Origin of the sequence: Pseudomonas sp. M2 (genome assembly GCF_015751845.1) — a bacterium.
GTDB lineage: Bacteria > Pseudomonadota > Gammaproteobacteria > Pseudomonadales > Pseudomonadaceae > Aquipseudomonas > Aquipseudomonas putida_E.
The window spans coordinates 4,726,099-4,750,632 of sequence record NZ_JADOUD010000001.1; the positions used below are offsets into that span (position 1 = coordinate 4,726,099).

Annotated in this window: 27 protein-coding genes and 1 pseudogene; 14 read left to right on the forward strand and 14 right to left on the reverse strand. The window is 62.5% G+C overall.

Going from position 1 to position 24,534, the window contains the following annotated elements; translation table 11 throughout:
• Window positions 1-31 precede the first annotated feature (31 nt).
• The gene (locus IWW33_RS21955; protein WP_125923764.1) at window positions 32-901 is read right to left on the reverse strand and encodes a LysR family transcriptional regulator; all 870 of its coding nucleotides are present in this window, start codon (window positions 899-901) and stop codon (window positions 32-34) included.
• A 93-nt stretch (window positions 902-994) separates the two neighbouring features.
• Here IWW33_RS21955 and IWW33_RS21960 point away from each other — a divergent pair, with 93 nt between their 5' ends.
• Both IWW33_RS21960 and IWW33_RS21965 read left to right on the forward strand, forming a co-directional pair.
• Complete coding sequence (locus IWW33_RS21960; RefSeq protein ID WP_115275521.1) at window positions 995-1,426, forward strand: multidrug/biocide efflux PACE transporter; 432 nt, start codon at window positions 995-997, stop codon at window positions 1,424-1,426.
• Window positions 1,427-1,514: 88 nt separating this feature from the next.
• Complete coding sequence (locus IWW33_RS21965; protein ID WP_115274530.1) at window positions 1,515-2,408, forward strand: PA4780 family RIO1-like protein kinase; 894 nt, start codon at window positions 1,515-1,517, stop codon at window positions 2,406-2,408.
• An 82-nt stretch (window positions 2,409-2,490) separates the two neighbouring features.
• Here the strand turns inward: IWW33_RS21965 and IWW33_RS21970 are convergent, their stop codons facing one another.
• Genes IWW33_RS21970 through IWW33_RS21980 form a run of 3 tightly spaced genes read right to left on the reverse strand, consistent with a single transcriptional unit; the run spans window position 2,491 to window position 4,384 of the window.
• Window positions 2,491-3,327, reverse strand: coding sequence for a universal stress protein (locus IWW33_RS21970; RefSeq protein ID WP_174141926.1), 837 nt, complete (start codon window positions 3,325-3,327; stop codon window positions 2,491-2,493).
• Window positions 3,328-3,384: 57 nt separating this feature from the next.
• Entirely contained in the window at window positions 3,385-4,194 is an 810-nt protein-coding gene (locus IWW33_RS21975; RefSeq protein WP_174141875.1) for a helix-turn-helix domain-containing protein, read from the reverse strand.
• Window position 4,195: 1 nt separating this feature from the next.
• A complete protein-coding gene (locus IWW33_RS21980) occupies window positions 4,196-4,384 on the reverse strand; it encodes a hypothetical protein (RefSeq protein ID WP_174141876.1) in 189 nt (62 codons plus the stop codon).
• Between the two features lie 243 nt (window positions 4,385-4,627).
• Between IWW33_RS21980 and IWW33_RS21985 the strand changes: the two are divergent.
• A pseudogene (locus IWW33_RS21985) lies at window positions 4,628-5,553 on the forward strand (universal stress protein).
• Between the two features lie 27 nt (window positions 5,554-5,580).
• Here the strand turns inward: IWW33_RS21985 and IWW33_RS21990 are convergent.
• Entirely contained in the window at window positions 5,581-6,129 is a 549-nt protein-coding gene (locus tag IWW33_RS21990) for a GNAT family N-acetyltransferase (RefSeq protein WP_125923760.1), read from the reverse strand.
• 184 nt (window positions 6,130-6,313) lie between these two features.
• On the opposite strand from IWW33_RS21990, the gene IWW33_RS21995 reads away from it, so the two are divergent.
• Genes IWW33_RS21995 through IWW33_RS22005 form a run of 3 tightly spaced genes read left to right on the forward strand, consistent with a single transcriptional unit; the run spans window position 6,314 to window position 9,280 of the window.
• Window positions 6,314-7,240 (forward strand): universal stress protein, encoded by a 927-nt coding sequence (locus tag IWW33_RS21995; protein ID WP_174141878.1) that lies wholly within the window; start codon window positions 6,314-6,316, stop codon window positions 7,238-7,240.
• Complete coding sequence (locus tag IWW33_RS22000; protein WP_174141879.1) at window positions 7,231-8,598, forward strand: MBL fold metallo-hydrolase; 1,368 nt, start codon at window positions 7,231-7,233, stop codon at window positions 8,596-8,598. The genes IWW33_RS21995 and IWW33_RS22000 overlap by 10 nt, the downstream gene beginning before the upstream one ends.
• A 19-nt stretch (window positions 8,599-8,617) precedes the next feature.
• Window positions 8,618-9,280 (forward strand): hypothetical protein, encoded by a 663-nt coding sequence (locus tag IWW33_RS22005; protein ID WP_174141880.1) that lies wholly within the window; start codon window positions 8,618-8,620, stop codon window positions 9,278-9,280.
• On the opposite strand, the gene IWW33_RS22010 is transcribed toward IWW33_RS22005, so the two are convergent.
• Together IWW33_RS22010 and IWW33_RS22015 are read right to left on the reverse strand one after the other, a co-directional pair.
• On the reverse strand, window positions 9,259-9,828 hold the full coding sequence (locus IWW33_RS22010) for a GNAT family N-acetyltransferase (RefSeq protein WP_174141881.1): 570 nt from the start codon (window positions 9,826-9,828) through the stop codon (window positions 9,259-9,261). The genes IWW33_RS22005 and IWW33_RS22010 overlap by 22 nt on opposite strands.
• Before the next feature lie 108 nt (window positions 9,829-9,936).
• Window positions 9,937-10,362: a potassium channel family protein gene (locus IWW33_RS22015; protein WP_012314874.1), complete on the reverse strand. Its 426-nt coding sequence runs from the start codon at window positions 10,360-10,362 to the stop codon at window positions 9,937-9,939.
• A gap of 234 nt (window positions 10,363-10,596) precedes the next feature.
• Between IWW33_RS22015 and IWW33_RS22020 the strand changes: the two genes are divergently transcribed.
• Genes IWW33_RS22020 through IWW33_RS22050 form a run of 7 tightly spaced genes read left to right on the forward strand, consistent with a single transcriptional unit; the run spans window position 10,597 to window position 16,873 of the window.
• On the forward strand, window positions 10,597-11,274 hold the full coding sequence (locus tag IWW33_RS22020; protein WP_046785829.1) for a thermostable hemolysin: 678 nt from the start codon (window positions 10,597-10,599) through the stop codon (window positions 11,272-11,274).
• Window positions 11,264-12,727 (forward strand): AMP-binding protein, encoded by a 1,464-nt coding sequence (locus IWW33_RS22025; RefSeq protein ID WP_174141882.1) that lies wholly within the window; start codon window positions 11,264-11,266, stop codon window positions 12,725-12,727. Before IWW33_RS22020 ends, IWW33_RS22025 begins: the two co-directional genes overlap by 11 nt.
• Window positions 12,728-12,735: 8 nt before the next feature.
• The gene (locus IWW33_RS22030; protein WP_046785831.1) at window positions 12,736-13,416 is read left to right on the forward strand and encodes an iron-containing redox enzyme family protein; all 681 of its coding nucleotides are present in this window, start codon (window positions 12,736-12,738) and stop codon (window positions 13,414-13,416) included.
• Entirely contained in the window at window positions 13,403-14,209 is an 807-nt protein-coding gene (locus tag IWW33_RS22035; RefSeq protein WP_174141883.1) for an SDR family oxidoreductase, read from the forward strand. Before IWW33_RS22030 ends, IWW33_RS22035 begins: the two co-directional genes overlap by 14 nt.
• Window positions 14,206-14,847, forward strand: a complete 642-nt coding sequence (locus tag IWW33_RS22040; protein WP_115274540.1) for a hypothetical protein — start codon at window positions 14,206-14,208, stop codon at window positions 14,845-14,847. Before IWW33_RS22035 ends, IWW33_RS22040 begins: the two co-directional genes overlap by 4 nt.
• A gap of 2 nt (window positions 14,848-14,849) precedes the next feature.
• A complete protein-coding gene (locus IWW33_RS22045; protein ID WP_174141884.1) occupies window positions 14,850-15,512 on the forward strand; it encodes a response regulator in 663 nt (220 codons plus the stop codon).
• Entirely contained in the window at window positions 15,509-16,873 is a 1,365-nt protein-coding gene (locus IWW33_RS22050) for an ATP-binding protein (RefSeq protein WP_046785835.1), read from the forward strand. Before IWW33_RS22045 ends, IWW33_RS22050 begins: the two co-directional genes overlap by 4 nt.
• Here the strand turns inward: IWW33_RS22050 and chrA are convergent.
• Window positions 16,848-18,074: a chromate efflux transporter gene (chrA, locus tag IWW33_RS22055; RefSeq protein WP_119687196.1), complete on the reverse strand. Its 1,227-nt coding sequence runs from the start codon at window positions 18,072-18,074 to the stop codon at window positions 16,848-16,850. The two genes, IWW33_RS22050 and chrA, sit on opposite strands and share 26 nt — an antisense overlap.
• A 48-nt stretch (window positions 18,075-18,122) precedes the next feature.
• Window positions 18,123-18,431, reverse strand: coding sequence for a hypothetical protein (locus IWW33_RS22060; RefSeq protein WP_115274543.1), 309 nt, complete (start codon window positions 18,429-18,431; stop codon window positions 18,123-18,125).
• A 114-nt stretch (window positions 18,432-18,545) separates the two neighbouring features.
• Here IWW33_RS22060 and IWW33_RS22065 point away from each other — a divergent pair, with 114 nt between their 5' ends.
• Window positions 18,546-19,106 (forward strand): hypothetical protein, encoded by a 561-nt coding sequence (locus IWW33_RS22065; protein WP_174141885.1) that lies wholly within the window; start codon window positions 18,546-18,548, stop codon window positions 19,104-19,106.
• 18 nt (window positions 19,107-19,124) lie between these two features.
• Here IWW33_RS22065 and IWW33_RS22070 read toward each other — a convergent pair whose 3' ends face one another.
• From IWW33_RS22070 to IWW33_RS22090, 5 genes are all read right to left on the reverse strand, one after another.
• Window positions 19,125-19,859, reverse strand: a complete 735-nt coding sequence (locus tag IWW33_RS22070; protein ID WP_115274544.1) for a peptidase — start codon at window positions 19,857-19,859, stop codon at window positions 19,125-19,127.
• Window positions 19,860-19,937: 78 nt separating this feature from the next.
• A complete protein-coding gene (locus IWW33_RS22075) occupies window positions 19,938-20,717 on the reverse strand; it encodes a transglutaminase family protein (protein WP_115274545.1) in 780 nt (259 codons plus the stop codon).
• A complete protein-coding gene (locus IWW33_RS22080) occupies window positions 20,714-21,664 on the reverse strand; it encodes an alpha-E domain-containing protein (protein WP_174141886.1) in 951 nt (316 codons plus the stop codon). The genes IWW33_RS22075 and IWW33_RS22080 overlap by 4 nt, the downstream gene beginning before the upstream one ends.
• A 3-nt stretch (window positions 21,665-21,667) precedes the next feature.
• Window positions 21,668-23,077 (reverse strand): circularly permuted type 2 ATP-grasp protein, encoded by a 1,410-nt coding sequence (locus IWW33_RS22085; protein ID WP_012314860.1) that lies wholly within the window; start codon window positions 23,075-23,077, stop codon window positions 21,668-21,670.
• A 315-nt stretch (window positions 23,078-23,392) separates the two neighbouring features.
• A complete protein-coding gene (locus IWW33_RS22090) occupies window positions 23,393-24,439 on the reverse strand; it encodes a diguanylate cyclase (RefSeq protein WP_174141927.1) in 1,047 nt (348 codons plus the stop codon).
• Window positions 24,440-24,534 lie beyond the last annotated feature (95 nt).

The window sequence follows — 24,534 nt, forward strand, 5'->3', positions numbered from 1 at the left end:
ATTGGCTGCCAAAAGGGGCTCGCATTGGCCGTCACTGGGGCGTGGAACCGCCCACCAGCAATTGCTGCACCAACCATTGCCCGGCGGGGCCCAAGGCTCGCCTGCGCGACCAGGCAACATCCATCGCGACTCTGCGTGGGTAGCCTGCCACGGGCAATTCCACCAGGCCACTGCCGAAGCGCGCCACCAGCGCCCTGGGCAGTTCCGCCCAGCCATAGCCGCGCACCGCGAACTCCAGCAGGGTCAGGTAGTCCGGCGCCGACCAGGCCTGGCCGCGCCCGTGGTGCAGGCTCGGTGCGTAGGTCCTGATGTATAGCTGACGCTCGTTTTCCAGGTGCTGTGGCTGCACGCCAGGCTGCTTTGCCAAGGCGTGGCCTGTGCTGACGTAAACGGCGAATTGCGCATGTTCCGGCAGGCGTGCCACGGCGATGTCGGCCGGGTAGCGCTGCTGCGCTGCAAGGATGCCGATCTGCGCCATGCCCTGCTGGATCAGGTCGATAACGTCGGCGTCTTCCGAAGGCCCGCAGCGCAGTTCGGTGTGCGGGTAGCTGGCGGCGAAGCCACCTATCACCGCGCCTTGAAAGGTCACGCTGTAACTGTCGGACATCACCACCGACACCAGCGGCTCTACCTGTTCGGCCAGCCTCACCGCCAGCGCATCGAGCCGGGCGCTGGCATCGAGGATCGCCTCGACGTGGGTCAAGACCTGGCGGCCGGCCTCATTCAGGGTGGGGTGGCGGCCTGCACGGTCGAACAGTTCGCAACCTATGTCAGCCTCGAAGTTGGCGATTGCGATGCTGATGGTCGACTGGCTCTTGCGCAGTTTGCGCGCTGCGGCGGAAAACGAGCCAAGGGCAGCGGCTTCTACAAAGGCAACGAGGGCTTCAGGTGAGTAGCGCACAGGTATTGATAAAACCGATAGGAGATATGTCGCGAGTATCAGTTCCATCAAAGAAAATGTGAAGCACAAGTTCACTACTGGATGGAAAATGCCGTGAAAAAAGTCTCTTTTACCGAGCGCCTGGTCCATGCCATCGGCTATGAAGTGTTTGCCGTGCTGCTGTGCGCGCCGCTTTTGTCCTGGGTGATGGACAAGTCGTTGGCAACGGCCGGTGGCCTTGCGGTCACCCTGTCGCTGATCGCGATGGTGTGGAACATGCTCTACAACGCGCTGGTCGACCGTTGGGTGCGTACCGCACGCATTCACTGGAAGGCCGCGGCACGCTTTGCCCACGGCCTGGGTTTCGAGTTGGGGCTGGTGGTGTGGTGCCTGCCGGTGGCGGCCTGGATGCTGGATATCTCGCTTTGGCAGGCGCTCATGGTTGAGCTGGGCTTCTTCGTGATCATTTTGCCCTACACCGTGCTGTACAACTGGGCATTCGACCAGGTTCGGCACTGGATAACGCAGCGTTGGACCGCCGCCTGAGCAGACAAACGAGCAAGACGCATCAGCCTGTGAGAGGATGTTCGCCAACCCAGCCATAAGGCCAGACAGGACCCCGAACACAAGCCTGATGAAGACGCCAAAACGAATCGAACCGCTGATTGAAGACGGACTGGTCGACGAAGTACTGCGACCCTTGATGAGCGGCAAGGAAGCAGCCGTCTACGTGGTGCGTTGCGGCGCCCAGGTACGGTGCGCCAAGGTCTATAAAGAGGCCAACAAACGCAGTTTCCGCCAGGCCGCCGAGTACCAGGAAGGCCGCAAGGTACGCAACAGCCGCCAGGCCCGGGCGATGGCCAAGGGCAGCAAGTACGGCCGCAAGGAAGCCGAGGACGCCTGGCAGAACGCTGAAGTGGCGGCGTTGTTCCGCCTGGCCAATGCTGGTGTGCGGGTGCCCAAACCCTATGATTTCCAGGATGGCGTACTGCTGATGGAGCTGGTGACCGACGCCGATGGCGATGCGGCCCCGCGCCTTAACGACGTTCACCTGGAGGCTGATGAGGCGCGTGAGTACCACGCCTTTGTCATTCGCCAGATCGTGCTGATGCTGTGTGCCGGCCTGGTGCATGGCGACCTGTCCGAATTCAATGTGCTGCTGGGCCCCGATGGCCCGGTTATCATCGACCTGCCGCAGGCGGTGGATGCCGCCGGCAACAACCATGCCTTCAGCATGCTGCAGCGTGACGTGGCGAACATGGCCCACTATTTCGGGCGCTTTGCACCGGAATTGAAGGACACACGCTTCGCCCAGGAAATGTGGGCGCTGTACGAGGCAGGTGAACTGCGTGCGGACAGCCCGTTGACAGGCGAATTCGAGGATGATGAGCATGTCGCGGATGTGGGAGGCGTGATGCGCGAAATCGACGCTGCCCGCCTGGATGATGTCCGCCGCCGAGCTGCGCGGACAGAAGCCGAGCATGGGCCGGTCAAGGGCGAAGAACCGCCGCCGCCCTGGCTGCAGTAATCTCGCATGGGGGCTGGCCCTATCGCCGGCTTGCCGGCGATAGGGCCAGCCAAGTGGTGATGAAGATGCTGATCGCAGCGGCTCAGTGTGACAGCAGTACGGGCATTTGAAGGGCTTGCAGAACCCCGTGGGTAGCGCCACCCAGGATGAATTCTTTCAAGCGCGAATGACCAAAGCCGCCCATGACCAACAGATCGGCGCCGGCGCTGAGTGCTTCTTGCTGCAGGCACTCAGCGATTGATCGCCCGGCCAGCTTCACGCTCAGCGGCCGAGCGTTCAGGCCTCTGTGTTGTAAGGCATGTGCCATGTCCTGCGCGATGTTGCCGTGCTCGAGTGGCTTTTCCCCCTGCACGGTCAGGACCGTGATCAGCATGTCTGAGGTCATCAGGTGTGACGCGTCGGCGAGCGCTCGGGCCGCGACGCGGCTGCCGTCCCAGGCCAACGCCATGTGCCTGACGGGCTTGATGGGCAAAGACGGAACGAGTACGCATGGCTTGCCAGCGCCGAAAATTACCGACTCTGCCAGCTCCTGGATGACTGGCTTGTCGACTGCCCATGGCAGGATGGCCAGGTCGAAATACCTTGACGCCTCTGCCGCCGCAGTACCCGTCAGCCCTGGCACCACTTCTCTGGTGGAGAATTCCACACTGCTCTGGCCGTGTTCGAGGCCGCTCACCATGGCCTGCAGCGCTTTGCACTGGGTTCGGCTGTTGCTTTCGGTTGTTCGAATCATCTCGGGGATATTCAGGAGTGTGCTGCCAACTGATGGCGAAAGGTAGGGGATCCTTACCGAAAAGGTCATGACATGCAGGTCGTAACCCAGCGCGATGGCCAGCTGTACACCGGCTGCCACAGCGGCTGCGGGGAGCACATCCGGATAGGTGACCAACGGCATGTAAGCCAGATGAAAATTCGACATGTCCGACACCTTCAGCTGTTGCGAGGCGATGCGCGTTAAGCCAGGCGTCTAAGTCACTCAAGCGACTGGCAGTTCAGTGAGGCGAGGGCTGCCCGGGTAACCCAGTTCCAGGGCCATCAGCGCAGGCATGTCCAGAATCTCCACCAGCCGGCCATGCAGGTTGACGATACCCAGGGCGCGCAAGTGGGCGACCGAGCGGCAGATGGTTTCCAGGCGCAGCCCCAGGTAGGACGCCATGTCCTCGCGCGACATGCGCAGCATGAAGCCATGGGAGGAATAGCCGCGGCTGACAAACCGTCGGGACAAACTCAGCAGAAAACTGGCCAGCCGCTGCTCGGCAGAGAGGTTGCACAGCATCAGCACGCGCTCATGCTCGCGGATGATTTCCCTGCTCATCAGACGGTTCAAGCTTTGCTGCAGCGTGGGGAAATCACGCGCCAGGGCCTGCAGCCGATGGTAAGGGACGGGGCAGACTTCGCTGTCTTCCAGGGCAATGGCATCACAGACATGGTGCTCGGTGGCAATGGCATCTAGGCCCAGCACGTCGCCCGGCATCCAGAAGTTGATGATCACACCCTGGCCTTCGGCATTGTTCAGGTTGGTCTTGAAACTGCCTGAATGCACCGCATACAAGGCACTCAAGGGTACATTGGCATTGAACAGCGCAGCACCCTTCCTGATACGGATGCGCGGGCCGATCAATGTGCCCAGGCGAGTGCTGTCGCGTAGGGGCAAACCCGTGGGCAAGCACAAGCCGTTGACCCGGCACTCGTTGCAACGGGATGCCAGTGGTTTCAAATGAATGGGCGGGGGCGTGCGCACCTGCACAGGCTGGCTGAGCAGCTGAGCGTCGATCAGGCCCGACATTTCAGGCTTCCTTCGCAGGTCTGAGAGCGACGGTGGCGATCTTGTTCAGTGAATGAGGCGCATTGAGGCGGGCAGTCAGCACGCCCAAAAACTGTTCGGCTTCTTTGGGTGTTCTGAAACTCACCCGCCACTCGTCCATGTGGACCCACCAGCGGCTGTCATTCGCGCTTTTCTCGACGTAGACGTTCATCGGAACCTCCAGTGCCTGCATGCGCAAGCAATAGCTATTGATTCGAGGAGCAATGGCGTCCTTGTCGGCAGCGAGGCTAGGTACAGCGTGCGCCCAAAAAACCGATAAGTCTTGATCCGTGTCAATTGCCCGGTAAGCGGTGACAGCCGCTGGTCGGCTCGCGTGCACTGTTGACAAACATCAAACCGGGCAGCCCCCGGCGGCAGATCATCGAGGTACTCATCGAGCCCGCAGAGGTGTGCCATGACCAACCCGCAAAGACTTCTTCTCATCGCATCGCCCCTGATGCGCCGCACACCGGTCTATGACCGTGCAGCGGCGCTGGCCAAAGCCAAGGGCATGCCCTTGCACATCGTCGCCTTTGACTACCTTGAGGGCCTGGCCACTGCCGGGCTGGTCAACGACCAGGCCTTGGCGGTCATGCGCGAGGGCTATGTGCAGCAACACCGTGAATGGCTGGAAACCCAGGCATTGTCGATGCGCCGCAATGGCGTGACGGTGACCACCGAGGTGTTGTGGGTTCAGCACCCGCTGGACGAGATTGAGGTGCATCTGCGTGAGCAGCCGTTCGCCATGCTGATCAAGGGGCTCGAGCATGAACCGTGGTGGATGCGAGCCATGTTCACCTCGCTCGACGTACAGTTGCTGCGTGACACCAGAATTCCACTGCACCTGGTACACAACGCCAGCAATGCCCTGCCGCGCCGGATACTTGCAGCAGTTGACCTGTCGCGCCCGGAGGACCAGTTCGAAGGCTTCAACGACCATATCATCAGCGAAGCGCTCAAGCTGGCGTTGCAATGCAATGCCCAGATCGAACTGCTGTATGCCTACGATATGGGCTCGATGTACCTGGACGCCGAAGGCAGCCGGGAACATTCGTTCCTGTTCGATTCGAACCTGTCACGGACACTTCATGAGGCTCAGGCCGATGCCTTCCAGGAACTGGCCGAACGCAACGGCATTCCCTTCGAGCACCGCCACATGCGGGTGGGGGACCCGACCAAGGTGCTGGCGCTTTTCATGGACAACAACGACATCGACGTGCTGGTGATGGGGAGCTACCACCATCACGGCATCGGCTGGTTCATCGGCAGTACGGCCGAGCGGATCCTGCATCGCTCAGCACCAGTGTGCTGGTGTTATCACCCGAGCATTCGCAAGGTTAGACGTGCAAGGCCCGCAAGGGCCTTGTTTCAGGCGCGCAGATCAAGCTCGTGGAGGATTTCGCTGACATCGCCGCCCAGGTAGCGCGAGGTGAAGCCCAGCGCCTTGGTCAGCCGGTGCATGGCGTAGTTGTTCGAGAGGTCCCTGGACACCATGCACTGGTAACCATTGCGCCGTGCCGCTTCGATCAGGTGCTGCAGCAACAGCTTGCCCAGCCCCTTGCGCTGCCATTGCTCGCCGACAGCAACGGCACATTCGCAATTGTGGCTACCCGGGATCGCGGCATAGCGGCTTACGCCAAGCTGATGCAGCTGGCCATTGTCATGGGCCAGCGCGACGTAGGCCATGCGCTGGTGACCGTCGACCGGCATCAACTGCGCGTCCAGGGCGGGCAAGCCACCGCTGAGTCCGGCGAGAAAACGAAAGCGCCTGGCCTCATGGCTGATCGTGCTCACAAAGCGACTGTCGCGTTCGTGATCATCATCGCGCAGCGGGCGAATCAGCACGGCTGTGCCGTCAGCAAGGGTGTCTACCCAGTGCTCGCTGGTGTCTTCGGGTTCCAGCAACTGCTTGTTCATAGGGCCTCCAGAGGGCTTGATCAACGTGGGCTTTACCGGTTGTACCGTGAGACGGCGTTCTGGTTCTGACATTGATCAAGTCGGTGCGCCAGTGGTGACTTTCTGATCTGCATCAAACGCGCAAGGGCAGGGGGTTCGAAGATCGATGCTACTTGCCATCGCCGCGTGCGGCCGGAGGTTTGCCATGGGTCAGTATCGACAACTGCTGGTGCTGCTTTGCGACATCGACCCGCACTCGGCGGCTTTACGCCGGGCGCTTGCCCTGGCGCATGTCAGCGGCGCAGCGGTGCATATCGTTGGGCTGTTCGAGCCATACGAGGCGCATTCGTTACGCCAGGAGCGGCTGAACGAAGCCGAGCTGCAGCGCCAGTACGGTCTTTATCGCAAGCAGCTTGAGGAACTGGTCGAACGTCACCGGTCGAGTAATACCTGTCTGACGCTCGATACCGTCAAGGCAGAAGACCTGCGCGACCAGGCCGCCGATTACATCCGCGAGCTCAAGCCCGATATGGTCATCAAGGACACCGAAACGACACCGGCACTGGCCCGGTTTTTCGGCACGCCGCTGGACTGTGCGCTGATGCGCGCGTACCAAGGCTCGATGCATTTCGTGCCCCGGGCAGCCGCGTCCTTGCCAAAACGCATACTGGTAGCCGTGGACACCGCCCTGCGCGATGACCCCGATGCCCAGATGCTATTCAACCGCGCCCTCATCCGCGCAGCCGATGCCCTGGCGCTGCAATGCGATGCGCAGCTGCACCTGCTCTCGGCCTATGACCTGGTGGGTGTGTTTGCCCCTGACATGGTGGTTGCGCAGACCTGGGTCGAGGAGATGCGTGATGCCTTGCAGGTGCCCTTCGATGCATTGGCCGATGCCGAAGGTGTGCCCCCCGATTGCCGGCATTTCATGGAAGGCGGGGCAGTGCAGGTGATTCGGGACCAGGTGGCGGCCCTGGATATCGACGTGGTGGTCATGGGGGTGGTGCAGCCCAGGGGGTTGAGCAAGCTGCTGGGTGATACCACCGAACGTATTGTCAGCGATCCACCGTGCAGTGTGCTGGCCGTTCACCCCTGTGTGATCGATACCTGGGAGCCGATGCCATGCAACTGACCTTTTTCGGCGGGACGGGTACGGTGACGGGCAGCAAGTTCTTGCTGACGCATGACTCGACACGGGTGCTGATCGACTGCGGGCTTTTCCAGGGTTACAAGCAACTGCGCTTGCGCAACTGGGAGCCACTGCCGGCGGCACTGCGTACGGTCGATGCGGTAGTGCTCACGCATGCCCACCTGGACCACAGCGGCTACCTGCCGGTGTTGGTGCGCGAGGGCTTCAGCGGGCCCGTGTATGCCACCCCGGCTACCTGTGCCTTGGCTGAAATCCTGTTGCTCGACAGCGCCCGATTGCAGGAAGAGCAGGCCGAACATGCCAATCGGCATGGCTATTCCAAACATTCGCCGGCCCGCCCCTTGTACACCGAACACGATGCCAAACGCGCACTGCAGCTGTTCAGGCCCGTCGCATTGCACCATCGCACGCAGATCGCGCCCGGTGTCGAACTGTTGCTGCGCACGGCCGGGCACATTCTGGGCGCGGCGACCGTGCAACTGACGTTGGACGGCCAGACAGTGGTTTTCTCAGGCGACCTGGGCCGGCCCAACGATCCCGTCATGCGTCCGCCCGAACTGATCGGTGCAGCCGATGTGCTGTTGGTGGAGTCGACCTATGGTGACCTGTTGCACCCTGCACAGCCCCCGGAGCGTTACCTGGCCGATGTGATCAACCAGACCCTGCTGCGCCATGGCATCACCCTGGTGCCGTCGTTCGCGGTTGGCCGAGCGCAATTGCTGATGTATTACCTGTACATGCTCAAACGGGACGGGCTGATACCGGACATTCCGGTGTATCTCAACAGCCCCATGGCAACCGATGCCACGACCCTGTACCAGCAGTTCAGGAGCGAGCATCGCCTTATGGCGCTGGAGTGTGCCCAGATGTGCAAAGGCACGCAAATCATCCGCACGGTCGACGAATCCAGGCACCTGGATCAGTTGCGCGAACCTGCGGTGATCATTGCCGCCAGCGGCATGGCCACGGGAGGGCGGGTGTTGCACCACCTCAAGGCGCTGGCGCCCAATCCGCACAACAGCATTCTGTTCTCTGGCTTTCAGGCAGGCGGTACCCGGGGCGCCGATATCGTTGCCGGGGCGCGCAGCGTGCGCCTGCATGGCGAAGACGTGCCGATCCGGGCGCAAGTCTTTGCCATGGACAACCTGTCGGCGCATGCCGATGCGGACGAAATCATGGAGTGGTTGCGCGGTTTTACCCGGCCACCGCGGCAAACCTACGTCATTCATGGCGAACCGCATGCTGCGGACACCTTGCGTCGACGGATAAGCCTTGAGCTCGGCTGGCAGGTGTGCGTGCCCGAGCACCTGGAAACGGTTGCCATAGACCCCGTGCGCTGACACGGCGCTGGAGGCTTGCATGAACATGCAAACAAGGGCAAAGCTCAGCGCCTGGGCAAAACGACCCAGGGGCAGCCTTGGATGGATCGCAGCCATCGCCACACTGGTGGTTGCCGCCTCGATCTATCAGGTGTTGGGCCCGGCCTGGCAACTGCCCATGCGCGCCCCGGCCATTGTGCTGGCGCTGCTGGCGCTGAGTGCGGCGGTCGGGTTGGCCGTGCACCGCAGTTTCAAGAGTACGGTGGGCAAGACCATTTTTTCCGGGCAGGGGAGAGGTTGGCAGGCGAGGCTCGCCATTGTCCGGGACGTAGCCAGAGAGTCGAACATTTTGCTGGGCATGCTGCTACTGCTGGCAGTGTTGGGCTTAGGCTCACTGATACTCGCCAGCCGCTCCGTGCAAGGCATCGTCAGCGAATGCGAGACCAACCTGCAGGCCCAGGTTGATCTGCCAGAGGACCAGGCGCTCGCCGCGTTGGTCGCCCAACCGGTCTGCCAGTGCCTGGCGCAAACGTTTCTGGAACGCAATGGCGTCATCCGCCTGGCGCTGTTCAATACACCGTTGCTTGAAGTCAGTGCCTTCAAGGGGGTGACCGAGGCCGATGAGCGGCGGTGCCTGGAGCAACTGGACCTGCTGCCGGAGGCTACCGCCGGGGCACCGCCTCAGGCCAGCGAAAGCCGGTGAATCAGCTGGCTTGGGTCATCCGGGTCTCTGGCAGTGGTAAACCCTGCCGCCTGCGCCAGGTCGCGCATCGCCACATTGGCTGCAGCGTCGATGGAATAAATCTGTCGCAGGCCCTTGGCGCGTGCGTGGTCGATCAGGTGCCGGAGCAGCAATGTGCCCAGACCGTGACGCTGCCAGCTATCGAGCACGGTGACGGCGCATTCGCATTCCTGGTTATCCGAACCGGTGGCGTAGCGGGAGATACCGACTTCCTGCAGTTCACCGTCGACATGCGCGAGGGCCACATAGGCCATGTGCTGGTCCTGATCAACCACCATCAGTTGATCCAGCATGGCTTCGCCAGGCTCCTTGAGCTGTGACAGAAAACGGAAGTGGCGCGATTGAGGGGACAGGCGTTCGATGAAGTTCTTCTCGCGCTGACGGTCCTTGGGCTGCAAGGGCCTGATCAGCACATGGGTGCCATTGTCGAGCGCTTCGATCCAGTGTTCGCCGGTCGTGGCAGGAAATGCCGGTGCTGCTTGTGGGCGGGGTGTTTCGGCGGGTGCCATGGCAAGCCTCCTTACATTCAGGGGTGTACAAAGGAGGTTCAGTTTCAGCGCCTCGCCTTCTGCGCGCTTGATAGTTGTCAATTGCCGCGCCTTCAGGCCCACGCCTCGCTACTTGGCCTTCCAGTACTTCTGCATTTCCAGAAACAGAAAGGAGGCCGTCCAGGTGATCATCACCAGGCCCGTGAGTGCCTGCAGGCCTGTGAGGTATTTGAGGTCGCCGCTGGGCGAAATATCGCCGAAACCGATGGTGGTATAGGTGGTGAATGAGAAGTACACGCAGTCCATGAACGTGCCGTCGAAGTTGCCGCTCAGGGTGCCCCAGCCTTCGGCACTGGCCATCAGATAATAGACCAGGGCAAAGCACCAGACTTCCAGCGCGTGGGCCACCAGCGCGCCGAGCACACCTATGACGATGCGAAACCGGCTCCAGAGTTTGAGCCGCGGTAGCCAGTCGTTCAGGCGCAGCAGGCATTCGTAATGAATCACCACCACCAGCACCACGACCAGCGCGTTGATCAGCGTGACAGTAAGCATCGACGGCTCCCTTGTGGCCCTGACAGAAGTTTGGCCGGTAATGGCCATCGTGTCGGTTTTACACCTGAACATCAGTGGATGATTGATAAAGATCACTGCGCGGGCCCTGTAGGAGCCGGCTTGCCGGCGATGGCTGCGTAGCAGCCCAACAACGCAGGTCGAATCCGTCACTTCAGATTACCTTCAGATTGACCACTGATACTCACCCCATCAAGCCCAAACGGGGGGAGTTTCATGACCCAGTCTCAGTGGAGCAGCCTGCTCCCATTGCCTATCGGCAGCCACGTCGACCATCACGCCCACTTGTCGCTTCATTTGCACAAGGACCCAGGGCGCGATGAGCTTGAGCACTTCATCCACCAATGTTTTGCCAGCGTGCATCACGCTGATGTGCACCATTACCTGCCAGAACTGCTGGCGCTGCAGGACAGCCAGGGTCGGCTGGTGGCTGCCGCAGGCATGCGCCCGGCCAGCAGCGGGCCGCTGTTTCTGGAGCACTATCTGGACGAGCCGCTGGAAGCTGCAGTATCACGCGTGGCGGGCTGCACCCTTGAGCGCGCGTGCATGGTCGAAGTCGGCAACCTGGCTTCGCTCAGTGCCGGTAGCGCGCGAATCATGATCATAGCGGTGACCTGGTTGCTGGCCACACGCGGCTTGCGGTGGGTGGCGTTCACCGGCGCGACGACATTGATCAACAGCTTTCAGCGCCTGGGGTTGGTGCCATCGGTGCTGGCGTCGGCCGACCCGGCCCGGCTGAATGGGCAGGTGGACCAATGGGGTACCTACTACGCCCAGCACCCACAAGTCTTTGCCGGCAATATTGGTCATGGCTTCGATGCCTTGAGCAAGGCCGGGGTGTTCCAGCGCCTGGGGTTGCCAACGGCCCTTGAGGAGACTGGTCATGCCGCATGAGCTGGAGCGCTTTCATCAACTGCTGGTCACGTTTGCACGTGATCACGGTGACGCGATCGCCATACAAGATGAGACACAGCGCTTCACTTACAGGCAATTACTGGCAGAGGTGCAGTTGCGCACGCACAACTTGCGTAGCCGCTCGCCAGGCACGCTGGTACTGGCCCTGGATAATGGCCCGCAGTTGCTTTTCTGGGATCTGGCGGCGCTTTTTTCCCAGCGTCCCTGCGTGATCGTGCCCTCGTTCTTCAGTGCCGCTCAATTCAGCCATTGCATCGAGCAGAGCGGCGCCAGCCATGTGCTGTGCGACCCGCAATGGCGCGGTACGCTGGCCGAGCTGGGGTTCGCCCAGCAGGACGGGTTCTGGGTTCGCCAGGCACAACCCGCTGCGGCGCTGCCTGCCGGTACCGCCAAGATCACCTACACCTCCGGCAGCACGGGCAAGCCCAAGGGCGTGTGCCTGTCGTCCGAAGCCCTGCTGCGTGTAGCCCGGGAACTGGAGGTGGCCAGCCGGCCCAGTGAACCTCAGCGTTACCTGGCGGTGCTGCCGCTTGGTGTGCTGCTGGAAAACCTCGGTGTCTACGCCGCCTTGATGGCCGGGGCGAGTGTGCTGCTGTACCCCCAGGCGCTTCTGGGCATGGGCGGTGCGAGCCAGGTCGATTTCAAGCGCTTGCTGGGGGTAATCGCCCTGAGCGGCGCGCAGAGCCTGATTCTGGTGCCGCAGTTGTTGATGGGGCTGATCGCTGCCATCGAGCGCGGGCTGATGCGCGTGGGGGCGCTGCGGTTCGTTGCCGTCGGCGGTGCCCGGGTGGCGCCCAGCCTGTTGGCCCGCGCCGAAGCGATCGGCCTGCCGGTGTTCGAAGGCTATGGCTTGTCCGAGTGCGCATCGGTGGTGGCCTTGAACCGGCCTGGCGCAACCCGCCGGGGCAGTGTCGGCAAACCGCTGCCCCATGTGCAGGTGCGTATCGCCGAAGACGGGGAGGTGCTGGTGGCTGGCTCGGTGTTGCTCGGCTATCTGGAGGAACCACCCGTCTGCGATGGCTGGTGGGCCACAGGCGACCTCGGCCATTTCGACGAGCAGGGCTACCTGTACCTCGATGGCCGCAAGAAACACCAGTTCATCACCAGCTTCGGGCGCAACGTCAACCCGGAATGGGTGGAGGCCGAACTGACCCAGAGCGGTGTGATCGCCCAGGCGTTCGTGCATGGCGAGGCCCTGCCAAAGAACCTGGCATTGCTCTGGCCGCTGGACCCTGCTGCCCCCGACACACTCATCGACCAGGCCGTGCAGCAGTGCAATGCCTTGCTGCCGGACTACGCCCGGGTACATGCCTGGCGTCGCCTGCCGTGCCCACTGTCCAGTACCGACGACACACTGACCGCCAATGGCCGCCCGCGACGCGAGGCCATCCTGCGGCGTTACCACTCCCAGTTATCCGATATCCCGTTGTGAGGTCTGCCATGTCTTTTTTCGACACGCTGCAACTGCAAACCACCCAGGAGCGTCAGGCCCTGTTCGCCGTGCCGGTCATACGCGATGCGTTGGCGGGGCACGTCAGCCTCGACAGCTATGTGGCCTTCCTGACCCAGGCCTACCACCATGTGCGCCATACCGTGCCGCTGATGATGGCGTGCGGCGCGCGCCTGCCTTCGCGCCTGGAATGGCTGCGCGGCGCCGTGTGCGAATACATCGAGGAGGAGTACGGCCACGAGCAGTGGATCCTCGATGACATCAAAGCCTGCGGTGGCGACTGGCAAGCGGTGCGTGACGGTCGGCCGGCACTGCCGATCGAGCTGATGGTCGCCTACCTTTATGACGTGATCGCCCGGGGCAACCCGGTCGGGCTGTTTGGTATGGTCAACGTGCTCGAAGGCACCAGCATTGCCCTGGCCACCCAGGCCGCCGGCACGATCCAGAGCACTTTGGCGCTGCCGGACCGGGCCTTCAGCTACCTCAGCTCGCATGGCGCGCTGGACCAGGACCACATGGTCACCTACAAGCGGCTGATGGACCGCCTTGATGATGCTGATGACCAGCGGGCTGTGATTCATGCGGCCAAAGTGGTTTACCGCCTGTATACCGACATGTTCCAGGGGCTGCCGCGTGCGGGCCTGCAAGAGGTGCGTCATGCGCTTGCCTGAGTGTGTGGTGATACTCACCGGCGCCAGCGGCGGCATCGGCCTGGAGCTGGCCGAACAGTTGTGCGCAGCCGGTGCCCGGGTACTGGCGGTGAGCCGGCAGATGGGCAAACTCGCCGGCCTGATGCACCGTTACCAGGGCAGGCTGCTTTGGCAGTCGGCCGACCTGCGCAGCCATGAGGGGCGTGAGCAGGTGCTTGCCCGTGCCCGGGAGATGGGTGGGGTCAATGTCCTGATCAATGCCGCGGGCGTGAACCGCTTTGCCCTGCTTGACCAGATTGACGAGCAGGCGCTGGACGAGCTGCTGGACATCAACCTCAAAGCCGCTGTGCAACTGACGCGTGTATGCCTGCCGCTGCTGCGCGCACAACCCCGGGCGCTGGTGGTCAACGTCGGCTCCACCTACGGCTCGATCGGTTACCCCGGTTATGCCACCTACTGCGCCAGCAAGTTTGCCCTGCGCGGTTTTTCTGAGGCGCTGCGCCGCGAGCTGGCCGATACCTCGGTGAATGTCATGTACGCCGCACCCCGGGCGACCCGCACCGCGATGAACAGCACCGCCGCCACGGCGCTCAACCAGGCGCTGAAGGTCGGCATGGACGACCCGGCAGATGTGGCCCGCGCCGTGCTCAAGGCCGTGCAGTCAGAACGCAGCGAGCTTTACCTGGGCTGGCCGGAAAAGCTCTTCGTGCGCATCAACGGCATGTTGCCCGGCGTGGTCGACCGTGCGCTGCGCAAGCAACTACCGGTGATCCATCGTTATATCGCGAGCCATTCCAAGGAGTCGATCAAATGAAACGTCTGTTCATCGCAGGTCTGCTGGCGTTCGCACCGCTCACCTGGGCGCTGGACCAGGCTGGTAGCCAACAATTGGCCAACCTGCAGCAGCGCTGGGCGCAGATTCAGTACCAGACGCCTGAAGGCAAGCGCGCCGATGCGTTCGAGAAACTGGCAGCCGACGCCTCCATACTCGTTCATCAGCACCCGGGCTCGGCCGAACCTTTGATCTGGGAGGGCATCATCAACAGCAGTTGGGCGGGTGCCACTGGCGGGCTGGGGGCGCTGGGCAAGGTCAAGTCGGCCAAGGCCAGCCTGGAAGAGGCGATCAAACTCGACCCCAATGCCCTGCAGGGCTCGGCGTATACCAGCCTGGGTACCTTGTATGACCAGGTGCCTGGCTGGCCTATCGGTTTTGGTGACAGCGACAAGGCCGACACCTTGTTGCGCAAGGCGCTGCAAATCAACCCCAATGGTATCGACAGCAATTACTTCTGGGCCGATCATCTGTTCCGCCAAAAACGCTACGCACAGGCCGCAGCAGCACTGGAAAAAGCCCGCCAGGCGCCACCACGCCCGGGGCGCGAGCTGGCCGACCAGGGCCGGCGTGGCGATATCGATGCTTTACTCAAGGCCATCAAGGACAAACAGGACTGAACATGCGGCTGCTACTGGTTGAGGATGATACCGCTCTGGGTGAGGGGATCTGTGACGGGTTGCGCCAGGAGGGCTATACCCTCGACTGGTTGCGCGATGGCCTGAGCGGGCTGCATGCCCTGCAACACGAAATGTTCGACCTGGTGATCCTCGACCTCGGGCTGCCGCGGTTGGGTGGCATCGAGCTGCTGCGACGGGTAAGGGCGGGGGGCGACAGCCTACCGGTTCTGATCCTTACCGCGCGCGATGCAACCGAGGACCGTATCACTGGCCTGGATGCCGGTGCCGACGACTACCTGGTCAAACCCTTCGACCTCAACGAGCTCAAGGCCCGCCTGCGCGCCTTGCTCAGGCGCAGCGCCGGGCGGGCCAAGGTGCTCATCGAGCACGCAGGCGTAAGCCTTGACCCTGCCACTCAGCAGGTGCACTACAACGGTGTGCCCGTGGTACTGACGCCCAAGGAGTACCGGCTGCTGCACGAGTTGCTGGCGCAACCGGGCAAGGTATTCACCCGTGAGCGGCTGACCCAACTGCTGTATGGCTGGGACGAGGAACCTGAGAGCAACACGCTGGAAGTGAATATCTATCACTTGCGCAAGAAGCTGTTCAACGGCCTGATCCGCACGGTGCGCGGTATCGGTTATCTGGTCGAGGGCAAGCTATGAGCTCACTGCGCCAGCGTACGCTGTGGCGGGTGATGGCGCTGATGCTGCTCGGCACCGGCTTGTTGGCGCTGTACAACTATCACGACAGCCGGCGCGAGATCAACGAAGTCTACGATGCCCACATGGCTCAGAATGCCCGGCTGTTGCAGGGGGTGATGAACCTGCCGGTGCAGGATGGCAACCGCGAAAAGCTTTATCGGGCGTTCAACGAGGCGCTGGGCAAGGCCGGGCGCCATCGCGTGGGCCACCCCTATGAAAGCAAGCTGGCGTTCCAGGTATGGGGTGATGGAGCACGGCTGCTGGTGCACACGCCCAGTGCGCCGACGCTCGACCCACCGCCCACGGCCCCGGGCTTTTATGATTTCGCCAGCGGCGGCGAACAATGGCGCGGCTTCGTTCTACCGGTGCCCGAAAAGCAGTGGGTGATCTGGGTGGGTGAGCGCGACGATGTGCGTTACGACCTGATCGACCGCATCGTACGCCATACCCTGTTCCCGTTTCTGCTTGGCAGCCTGGGCCTGGCGCTGCTGGTCTGGGCAGCTATCGGCTGGGGATTGCGCCCGTTGCAGAACATGGCCGATGTGATTCGCGCGCGCCATGCCGACTCCCTCGAACCGCTGCAGCTGGTGCCGTTGCCGACCGAGCTCGAGCCCATGCAGGCGGCCATCAACCGCCTGCTGGCGCAGATCGAGGACCTGCTGCGGCGCGAGCATCGCTTCATTGCCGACGCCGCCCATGAGATGCGCACCCCGCTGGCGATCCTGCGCCTGCATGCGCAAAACGCCCAGGCCGCCAGTACCGATGCCGAGCGCCAGAAAGCCCTGGGTTTTCTGATTGGCGGCGTGGACCGGCTGACTCGGGTGGTCAACCAGTTGCTGACCCTCGCCCGCGTCGAGCCGCGCCTCGGTCAGCGTCCCACCACCCTTGTCGACCTGGGTGAAGTGGTCACCGATGTGCTGGCGGATCTCACGCCCTGGATACTGGATCGCGGCCTGGAGCCTTCGCTGGATATCAGTGAAGGTGACCATGGCCTGATGATCGATGCCGGTGCGCTGGGCATCGCCTTGCAGAACCTGGTTTCCAATGCAGTGGAGCACTCACCGCCGGGCGGGCGCATCACCGTATCACTCAGGCGCCTGGCCAATCGCTTCGAACTGGTTGTCGAAGATGAAGGGCCGGGTATCGACGAGGCGAATCTTGGGCGGGTGTTCGAGCGCTTCTATAGCCGCAACAGCCCCAATGGAGCAGGGCTTGGCCTCTCGATCGTGGCTACCATCGTCGAGCGGATGGGCGGGCAGGTACGCCTTGAAAACAGGGCCAGTGGCGGGCTGGCAGCTACCCTGACGTTTGCGTTGCAGTAAGCAGCCAGCCGAAGAGGCCGCAACCCAGCACAACCAGCCAGGGAGGCATCTTCCAGAACATCAGGGCCACGAGGGCGGTCAGCGCAAAAGCGAAGTCCGATGGCTTGGCAATGGCGCTCGTCCAGACCGGGTGGTACAAGGCGGCTAACAGCAGCCCCACTACGCCTGCGTTTACACCACCCAGCGCGGCCTGGCTACGAGCGCTGCGCCGCAGTTTTTGCCAAAAGGGCAATACGCCGATCACCAGCAGGAAGGAGGGGGTGAAAATGGCGAGAATGCAGACAGTCGCGCCCACCCAGCCGGATGGCTGCACGCTCATGGACGCCCCCAAAAATGCTGCAAACGTGAAGAGGGGGCCGGGTACGGCCTGCGCCAAACCATAACCCGCCAGGAAGGTGTCATTGGCGACCCAGCCATTGGGTACTGTCGCCGACTGCAGCAGCGGCAGAACCACATGCCCGCCCCCGAAGACCAGTGAGCCTGCACTGTAGAAGGCGTTCACCATCGCCATGGCCTGCGACGGCCAGAAGTGGGCCATCAGCGGCAGGCCGAGCAACAGACCAAAGAACAGTGTCAGCGCGATCAGGCCGGTTTTACGGCTGACTGAAAACGGCAGCTTCTCCCCTGCTGGAGGCGGGGTGGACTTGAACAGCAGCAAGCCTGCGACGGCGGAACACAAAATCACGCCTATCTGTCCCATTGCATTGGGCCACACAAGCGCAGCGCAGGCGGCGAACAAGGCGATGGTCACGCGCGGAACATCGGTGCAAAGGCTGCGTGCCATGCCCCACACTGCCTGGGCGACAACAGCGACCGCGACGATCTTCAGGCCGTGCAGCAAACCACCAGGGACGGTACCTCCCCATGCCGAGATGCCCTGAGCAAACAGAACCAGGATGATGGCCGATGGCAATGTGAAGCCTGCCCACGCTGCCACAGCGCCCGCTAAACCAGCGCGTGAGAGGCCCAGGCCTATGCCTACCTGGCTGCTCGCCGGTCCGGGAAGCAGCTGGCACAGGGCGACCAGCTCGGCATAACTGCGTTCACTGAGCCATTGGCGGCGGGTTACCAACGCTTCGCGAAAGTAGCCCAGGTGCGCAATGGGGCCACCGAAAGAGGTCAGCCCCAGGCGCAAGAACACCAGAAATACCGACCAGGCAGAGTCGCAAGAGGTCACGGCGCTGTTACTGCGTTCTGACAATGCAGGCTCCTTGAAGTATTGCCGTTGAGGTGCAAGAGGGTACGCAGATCAGAGCTTGCCTTCCGACCCGGTGTAACTGGCGCCTTGTACCTTGCCATTGGCATCGGCCAGGCATGACCATGGCGCTTGCGCGCCGGGTACCTGGATATTCACGCCGATGCCCGCTTCGCTGGTCAGCACTTCGATCACCGATAGCGTGTTGCGTGCCATGCCGGTTATTTTCGCGACCTCGTCCAGGCAGGCATTGCGGGCCTTGGCAGTGCCGGGCACCGCCGCGGCGTTGGCACCCTGATCTGCTGAGCTGGCCGCTGTGGCGAACAACAACAGCACAGCACCAGCCAGGTAGTTGCGCTTCATGACGGTGACCTCGGTCGATAGGGCAGAGAAGAGAATAGCCGGTCAGGCAGGTATTTTTCGAGAATCGCTGCTGCCCGGCTACGCTTGCCAGAGCAATGGCTTACAGGAGGTAGCATGAGCAATTTCCCAATCGTCGCCACTGTCTTATCGATGATATTGGGTTTATCCGTCACCCGCCTGCTTCTGGGCGCGCTGACCGTCTTCCGCATTCGCCGCAGCGCTGCCCCGGATTGGGTTGCCCTGGTCTGGGCGGTCATGCTCTTCACCACACAGATGGATTTCTGGTGGGCGGTCAATACGCTGCCGCAAATAAGGGCGACCTTCTCGTTCCAGGAATTTTTGCTGCTGGTGCTGCTGGCGCTTTCGCTGTTCGTTTCCTCGGCGCTGATGTTGCCCAGCCGGAGCGAGGACGAGCTCGAAGGGCTTCGCGTGTATTTCGAGCAGGATGGCCGATACGCGCTGCTGTTTCTGTCGGGCTATTACCTGCTTGGCTTCATCGTCAACGTTCTGTTGTTCGGCGTTTCGCCCATGGCGCTTTGGGGTGCCTTTGACGTGATCATGATCGTGATCCCGCTGTGTGTGTTTGCAGCCCGCTCGCACAAGGCCTATGCCCTGCTGACCGTGGCATTCGTGCCTATCAATATTGCGGACCTGGTGATATCGCTACTGGCGTGACCGAGGGAAGGCCCCGGCTCATTCGGCCATGAACCCCGGCGGTGGCGGCGTCAGCTCGCCCAGCAGGCTTTTCAAACCGTCGCTCCATTGTTTGCGGATGTGGCTGTAGTAGGGGTCGTCTTGATGGATGCGCACCGGCTCTCTGGCCTGTAGGCTGTCCTTGCCATACACCAACAGGTCCAGTGGCATCCCGACCGACAGGTTGCTGCGGATGGTGGAGTCGAATGAGATCAAACCGCAGCGCAGTGCTTCGTCCAAGGGGGTGTCGTAGGTGAGGTTGCGGTCGAGAATCGGCCTGCCGTACTTGCTCTCGCCCAGCTGCAGGAAGGGTGTGTCTGGCGTTGCCTGGAAGAAGTTGCCTTGGGCGTAGACGTTGTAGATGCCCATGGCGCTGCCCGCGATCTGGCCGCCCACCGTGAACGAAGCGCTCAGGTCGATCTGGGCCGTCAGCTTGCTGCGGTCACGGGTAATGACTTCGCGAAGGGTTTCGGCCACCAGCACCGTTGCATCGTAGAGCGTGCCGACGTTCAGCAGGTGGGTGCCGGTGCCTCGGCTGCGTTGTTCAAGCAGGTTGACCACCGATTGCGAGGTGGCTAGGTTGCCGGCGGTCTGCAGGACGATCAGCCGGTCCCCCGGCACGCTGAAAACGAACAGCTTGCGAAACGTGGATATCTGGTCGATACCGGCATTGGTGCGTGAGTCGCAGATGAATACCAGCCCGTCCGCCAAGTGCATAGCGACGCAGTAGGTCATGCTGTCTACCTTGTTCCTGGAATGGAGCGGCCCCGCCGCGCATGGCACGACGGGGCCCGCTTGAGTTGCGCCAGGTGATTACTGGCGGTGTACGTGGACGCTTGCCTGCATGGATTCGACGCCGCCACCGCGGCGCACGCCTCGGACCGGGCAGGCGTCGAGGTAATCCAGGCCTACCGCCAGCTTCAGATGCCGTTCGGGCCGGGTGAGGCGGTTGGTGACGTCGAAGCTGTACCAGGCTTCATCGATCCAGGCTTCGGCCCAGGCGTGGCTGGCCAGGTGGGTTTCGTCTTCGGTACACAGGTAGCCCGACACGTAGCGTGCCGGGATGCCGAGGCTGCGGGCGCAGGCCAGGAACGCGTGGGTATGGTCCTGGCACACCCCGGCACCGCCGGCGAATGACTCACTCGCGGTGGTGCCCACGGAGGTAGCACCTGGGCTGTAGGGCATATGGTCGGCCAGGCCTTGCATAAGTGCGGTCAGCGCGCCCCGGTCGCGGCGCTCGCCGCACTGCTGGGCGGCGAAGGCCTTGAGTGCGTCACTGGCCTGGGTGAGGTGGCTGCTGCGCAGGAAAGGCAGGGGCGACTGGCCGCCGGCCTCGTGTTCGCAATCCGGGTCGATTTCTACCTGGCCACTGGCGGTAAGGGCGAGGTGGCCATGGGGTTTTTCCAGGGTCAGTACGTGCAGGATATTGCCATACGGGTCGATCTGGCTGTTCACCTTGCAGGGCAGGTCCAGTTGCCATTCGAGGATGCGCTGACGCTCGCTGCTGCGCGGTGTCAGGCGCAGGAACTGGATGCTGTTGCACACGTCACTGGCATAGCTGTAGGTGGTGTCGTGGCGGATGGACAGTTTCATACGACCTCCAGATAGGAATTGTGGACGGTCTGGCCCAGTTGGTGGATGCGGCCGATGAAGTCGGTCAGCCACAGGTGCAGCCCGGCTTCGAGAATCTCGTCGATGGCGGTGTAGCGCAGTCGCGCATTGAGTTCGGCAGCCATCCGTTGTGCAGGGCGGCCGGTAGTGCCAGGCAGGCCGGCGAGGATCTGGTCGAGCTCTTCGATGCACGCATGCAGCGAACGCGGCACGTCAACGCGCAGCAGCAACAGCTCCGACACCGGGCGTGCGCTGGGTGCATTGCGGTAGATTTCGTTGAACGCTTCGTAGGAGGTCAGTGCGCGCAACAAGGCGCTCCACTGGTAGTAACCCCTTGCAGAGTCGTCGCTGACTTCCTCGGAGGTTTCCCCGAACATTTCGTAGCGTGCATCGAGCAGGCGCAGGGTGTTGTCCGCCCGCTCCAGGAAGGTCCCAAGGCGAATGAAGCTGTAGGCATCGTTGCGCATGATGGTGCCGGAGGTCGCGCCGCGGAACAGGTGGGAGCGTTCTTTGACCCAGTCGCAGAACTGGCTGATGCCATAGCGCCCAAGGCCATTGCTGGCGATGTTGCGCATTTCGATCCAGGTGGCGTTGATGTTTTCCCACATGTCGGCGGTTATTCGCCCGCGCACCGCATGCGCGTTGGTGCGCGCCGCCTGCAGGCAGCAATAGATGCTGCTGGGGTTGTTCGCGTCCAGCGCAAAGAAGTGCAGCATGCGCTCGGTGTCCAGCTCGCAGTGCTTGCGGATGTAATCGTCCAGCGTACCGGAGGCCAGCAGCGACATGGCAAGCTCCGCGTGGCCATCGGAGCGGCCGTCTTGCGGCATCAGCGACAGCGAGTAGCTGACCTCGAGCATGCGCGCGAGGTTTTCGGCGCGCTCCAGGTAGCGGGACATCCAGTACAGGTCGGAAGCGGTTCTCGAAAGCATGGCTCAGTCCTCCACCACCCAGGTGTCCTTGGTGCCGCCGCCCTGCGACGAGTTGACCACCAGCGAGCCTTCCTGCAGCGCAACGCGGGTCAGGCCGCCGGGCACCAGGCGCGTTTCGCTGCCTGACAGTACAAACGGGCGCAGGTCGATGTGGCGCGGCGCGATGCCGCTTTCAACGAAGGTCGGGCAGGTGGACAGGCACAGCGTGGGCTGGGCGATGTAGGCGTGCGGGCGCGCCTTGATGCGGGCGCGGAAATCCTCGATCTGCGCAGCGGTTGCGGCGGGGCCGACCAGCATGCCGTAGCCGCCGGAACCTTGGGTTTCCTTGACCACCAGCTCGGGCAGGTGCGCCAGGACGTGCGACAGGTCCTGCGGCTTGCGGCATTGCCAGGTGGGCACGTTCTTCAGGATCGGCTCCTCGCTCAGGTAAAAGCGGATCATCTCGTCAACGTAGGGGTAGATCGACTTGTCGTCGGCAACGCCGGTGCCCACCGCGTTGGCCAGCACCACGTTGCCTGCCCGGTACACCGAGATCAGCCCAGGTACCCCCAGCATCGAATCAGGGTTGAACGACAGCGGGTCGAGGTATTCGTCGTCCAGGCGGCGGTAGATCACGTCCACTTGCTGCGGGCCTGCGGTGGTGCGCATGTAGAGGTGGTCGTTGCGCACGAACAGGTCGGCGCCTTCGACCAGCTCGATGCCCATCTCCCGCGCCAGGAACGCATGCTCGAAGTAGGCGCTGTTGAAGCGCCCCGGGGTAAGCACCACGGCGGTCGGGTTGTCCAGCGGGCTGGCACTCTTGAGTGTGTCGAGCAGCAGGTTGGGGTAGTGGTCGATCGGGGCGATGCGCTGGGCGGCGAACAGTTCGGGGAACAGGCGCATCATCATCTTGCGGTCTTCGAGCATGTAGCTGACGCCGCTGGGCGTGCGCAGGTTGTCTTCCAGTACGTAATACGTACCATCACTGTCGCGTACCAGATCGACACCGGCGATATGCGCGTACAGCCCCCGGTGCAGGTTCAGGCCTTGCATGGCGACCTGGTAACCCTCGTTGGCCAGCACTTGCTCGGGTGGAATGATGCCTGCCTTGAGAATGCGCTGATCGTGGTAGATGTCCTGGAGGAACAGGTTCAGCGCCTGAACCCGCTGGATACATCCGCGTTCGACAATGCGCCATTCGCTGGCGCGGATGCTGCGCGGGATGATGTCGAAGGGGATCAGCCGCTCGGTGTCCTGCTGGTCACCGTACAGGGTGAAGGTGATACCGGCCCGGTGGAACAGCAGGTCGGCTTCGTGCCGGCGTTGTTCCAACAGTTCCAGCGGTGTGTTCGCCAGCCAGCGGGCGAACTCCTGATAGTGCGGGCGGCAACTTCCGTTTGCCTCATACATTTCGTTGAAAAAAGCCCGGGACATACCCACTCCTTGCCACGACTCGTCGGCAGTTTCGTTTCTCGCTTGCCAAGCGATCCACTGGAGCTTTGCAATGACAATGCCGGAACGGGCAGGGCGCAAGGGGCAGGAAGAAAAATGGCTCTGAAAAAGCGAGAGAGCGCTTTTTGATATCAATAAAACGACGGAATCAGGCGAATTGTCGGAGATTTGCGTAGATCAGCCGCGGCGAAGGCAGGGGCTCACTGCATCAAATGGGTGCAGGACTTGGCTTGGTGAAAAAGGCGAACCAAATCAGGGCAAGCGATGAGTACGTAAGGACCCTGGCCAGCCGTGCCATCAGGCGGCGGCATGCACATGGTCGACGATCGTCACCCGGTTACGGCCCGATGCCTTGGCACGGTACATGGCCTTGTCGGCGCTGCTGAGCAACGCATCGAGTTCACTGGCGGGTGCTTTGGCGAAGGCCAGGCCTATGCTGGCGGTAACCGCGAATTGCGTGTCGACGTTCAGCATTGCGATCAGGGCCCGCAGGCGCTCGGCAATCTCGCTGGCAGTGACCAGAGGCGTATTGGGCAGCAGGATGGCGAACTCCTCGCCGCCCAGCCTGCCGGCGATGTCGTCGTCACGCAGGCTGGCGCTGATGGCTGCACCGATCCGTTGCAGCACCTGGTCGCCCGCCGCATGCCCGGCGGTATCGTTGATCTGTTTGAAATGATCGACGTCCAGCATCAGCACGGCTACATACGTGTGCCCCTCCTTGCACAAGGTGTGCTGCGCCAAGGCACAGTCAAAAAAGGCACGGCGATTGTTCAGGCCGGTCAGTTCGTCCGTGCACGAGGCCACGATGGCAAGCCGGTGTGCGCGTTCCATTTCGTGCTTCAGGCGCCAGGCGGTCACCAGCGCTGAAGACAGGCTGTTCGTCGCATTGACGACGAACGAAGCGAACACCAGCACCGCCAGCGCGATCCCCTGCTGCAGCGCGGCTGGCTGCAGCAGCAGCCAGCCGGTGCTGGGCAGCAGCACCAAAGCGATCGATACCAGGGTCATGTTGCGGTACGAGGAGTAACACGAGACTGCGCTGACAGACATGCCCACGGCAAACAGCATGATCAATGCCTGCCCCAGCAGGTCGTCGGCAGGCATCACAGCCAGTGCGCCCAAGCCCCAGACTGCCGCCGACAGCGCCAGGGTGGTCCAGTAGCGCCACTCCCAGCGTTCGGCCGTGCGCTGGTTGGCCGGTGCCCGCAGATAGGCGACGAACATGGCGGTGCGCAGGGCCGTCGACAGGCTCAATACCGTCATCCAGGCGGCCACTTTTTGCTGGTCGAAACGCTCCCAGCCCAACCAGCACAGCATTGCGGCAGCCAGGAAGCTGCCAAGCACAGCGGGCGCCGACTGGACGAACAGCTGGTGCAGGCGGTCCGTCCTTACACAGTGCGCTATTTCATCGCCAGGATTGAGCTCTGTCATGGCATTCG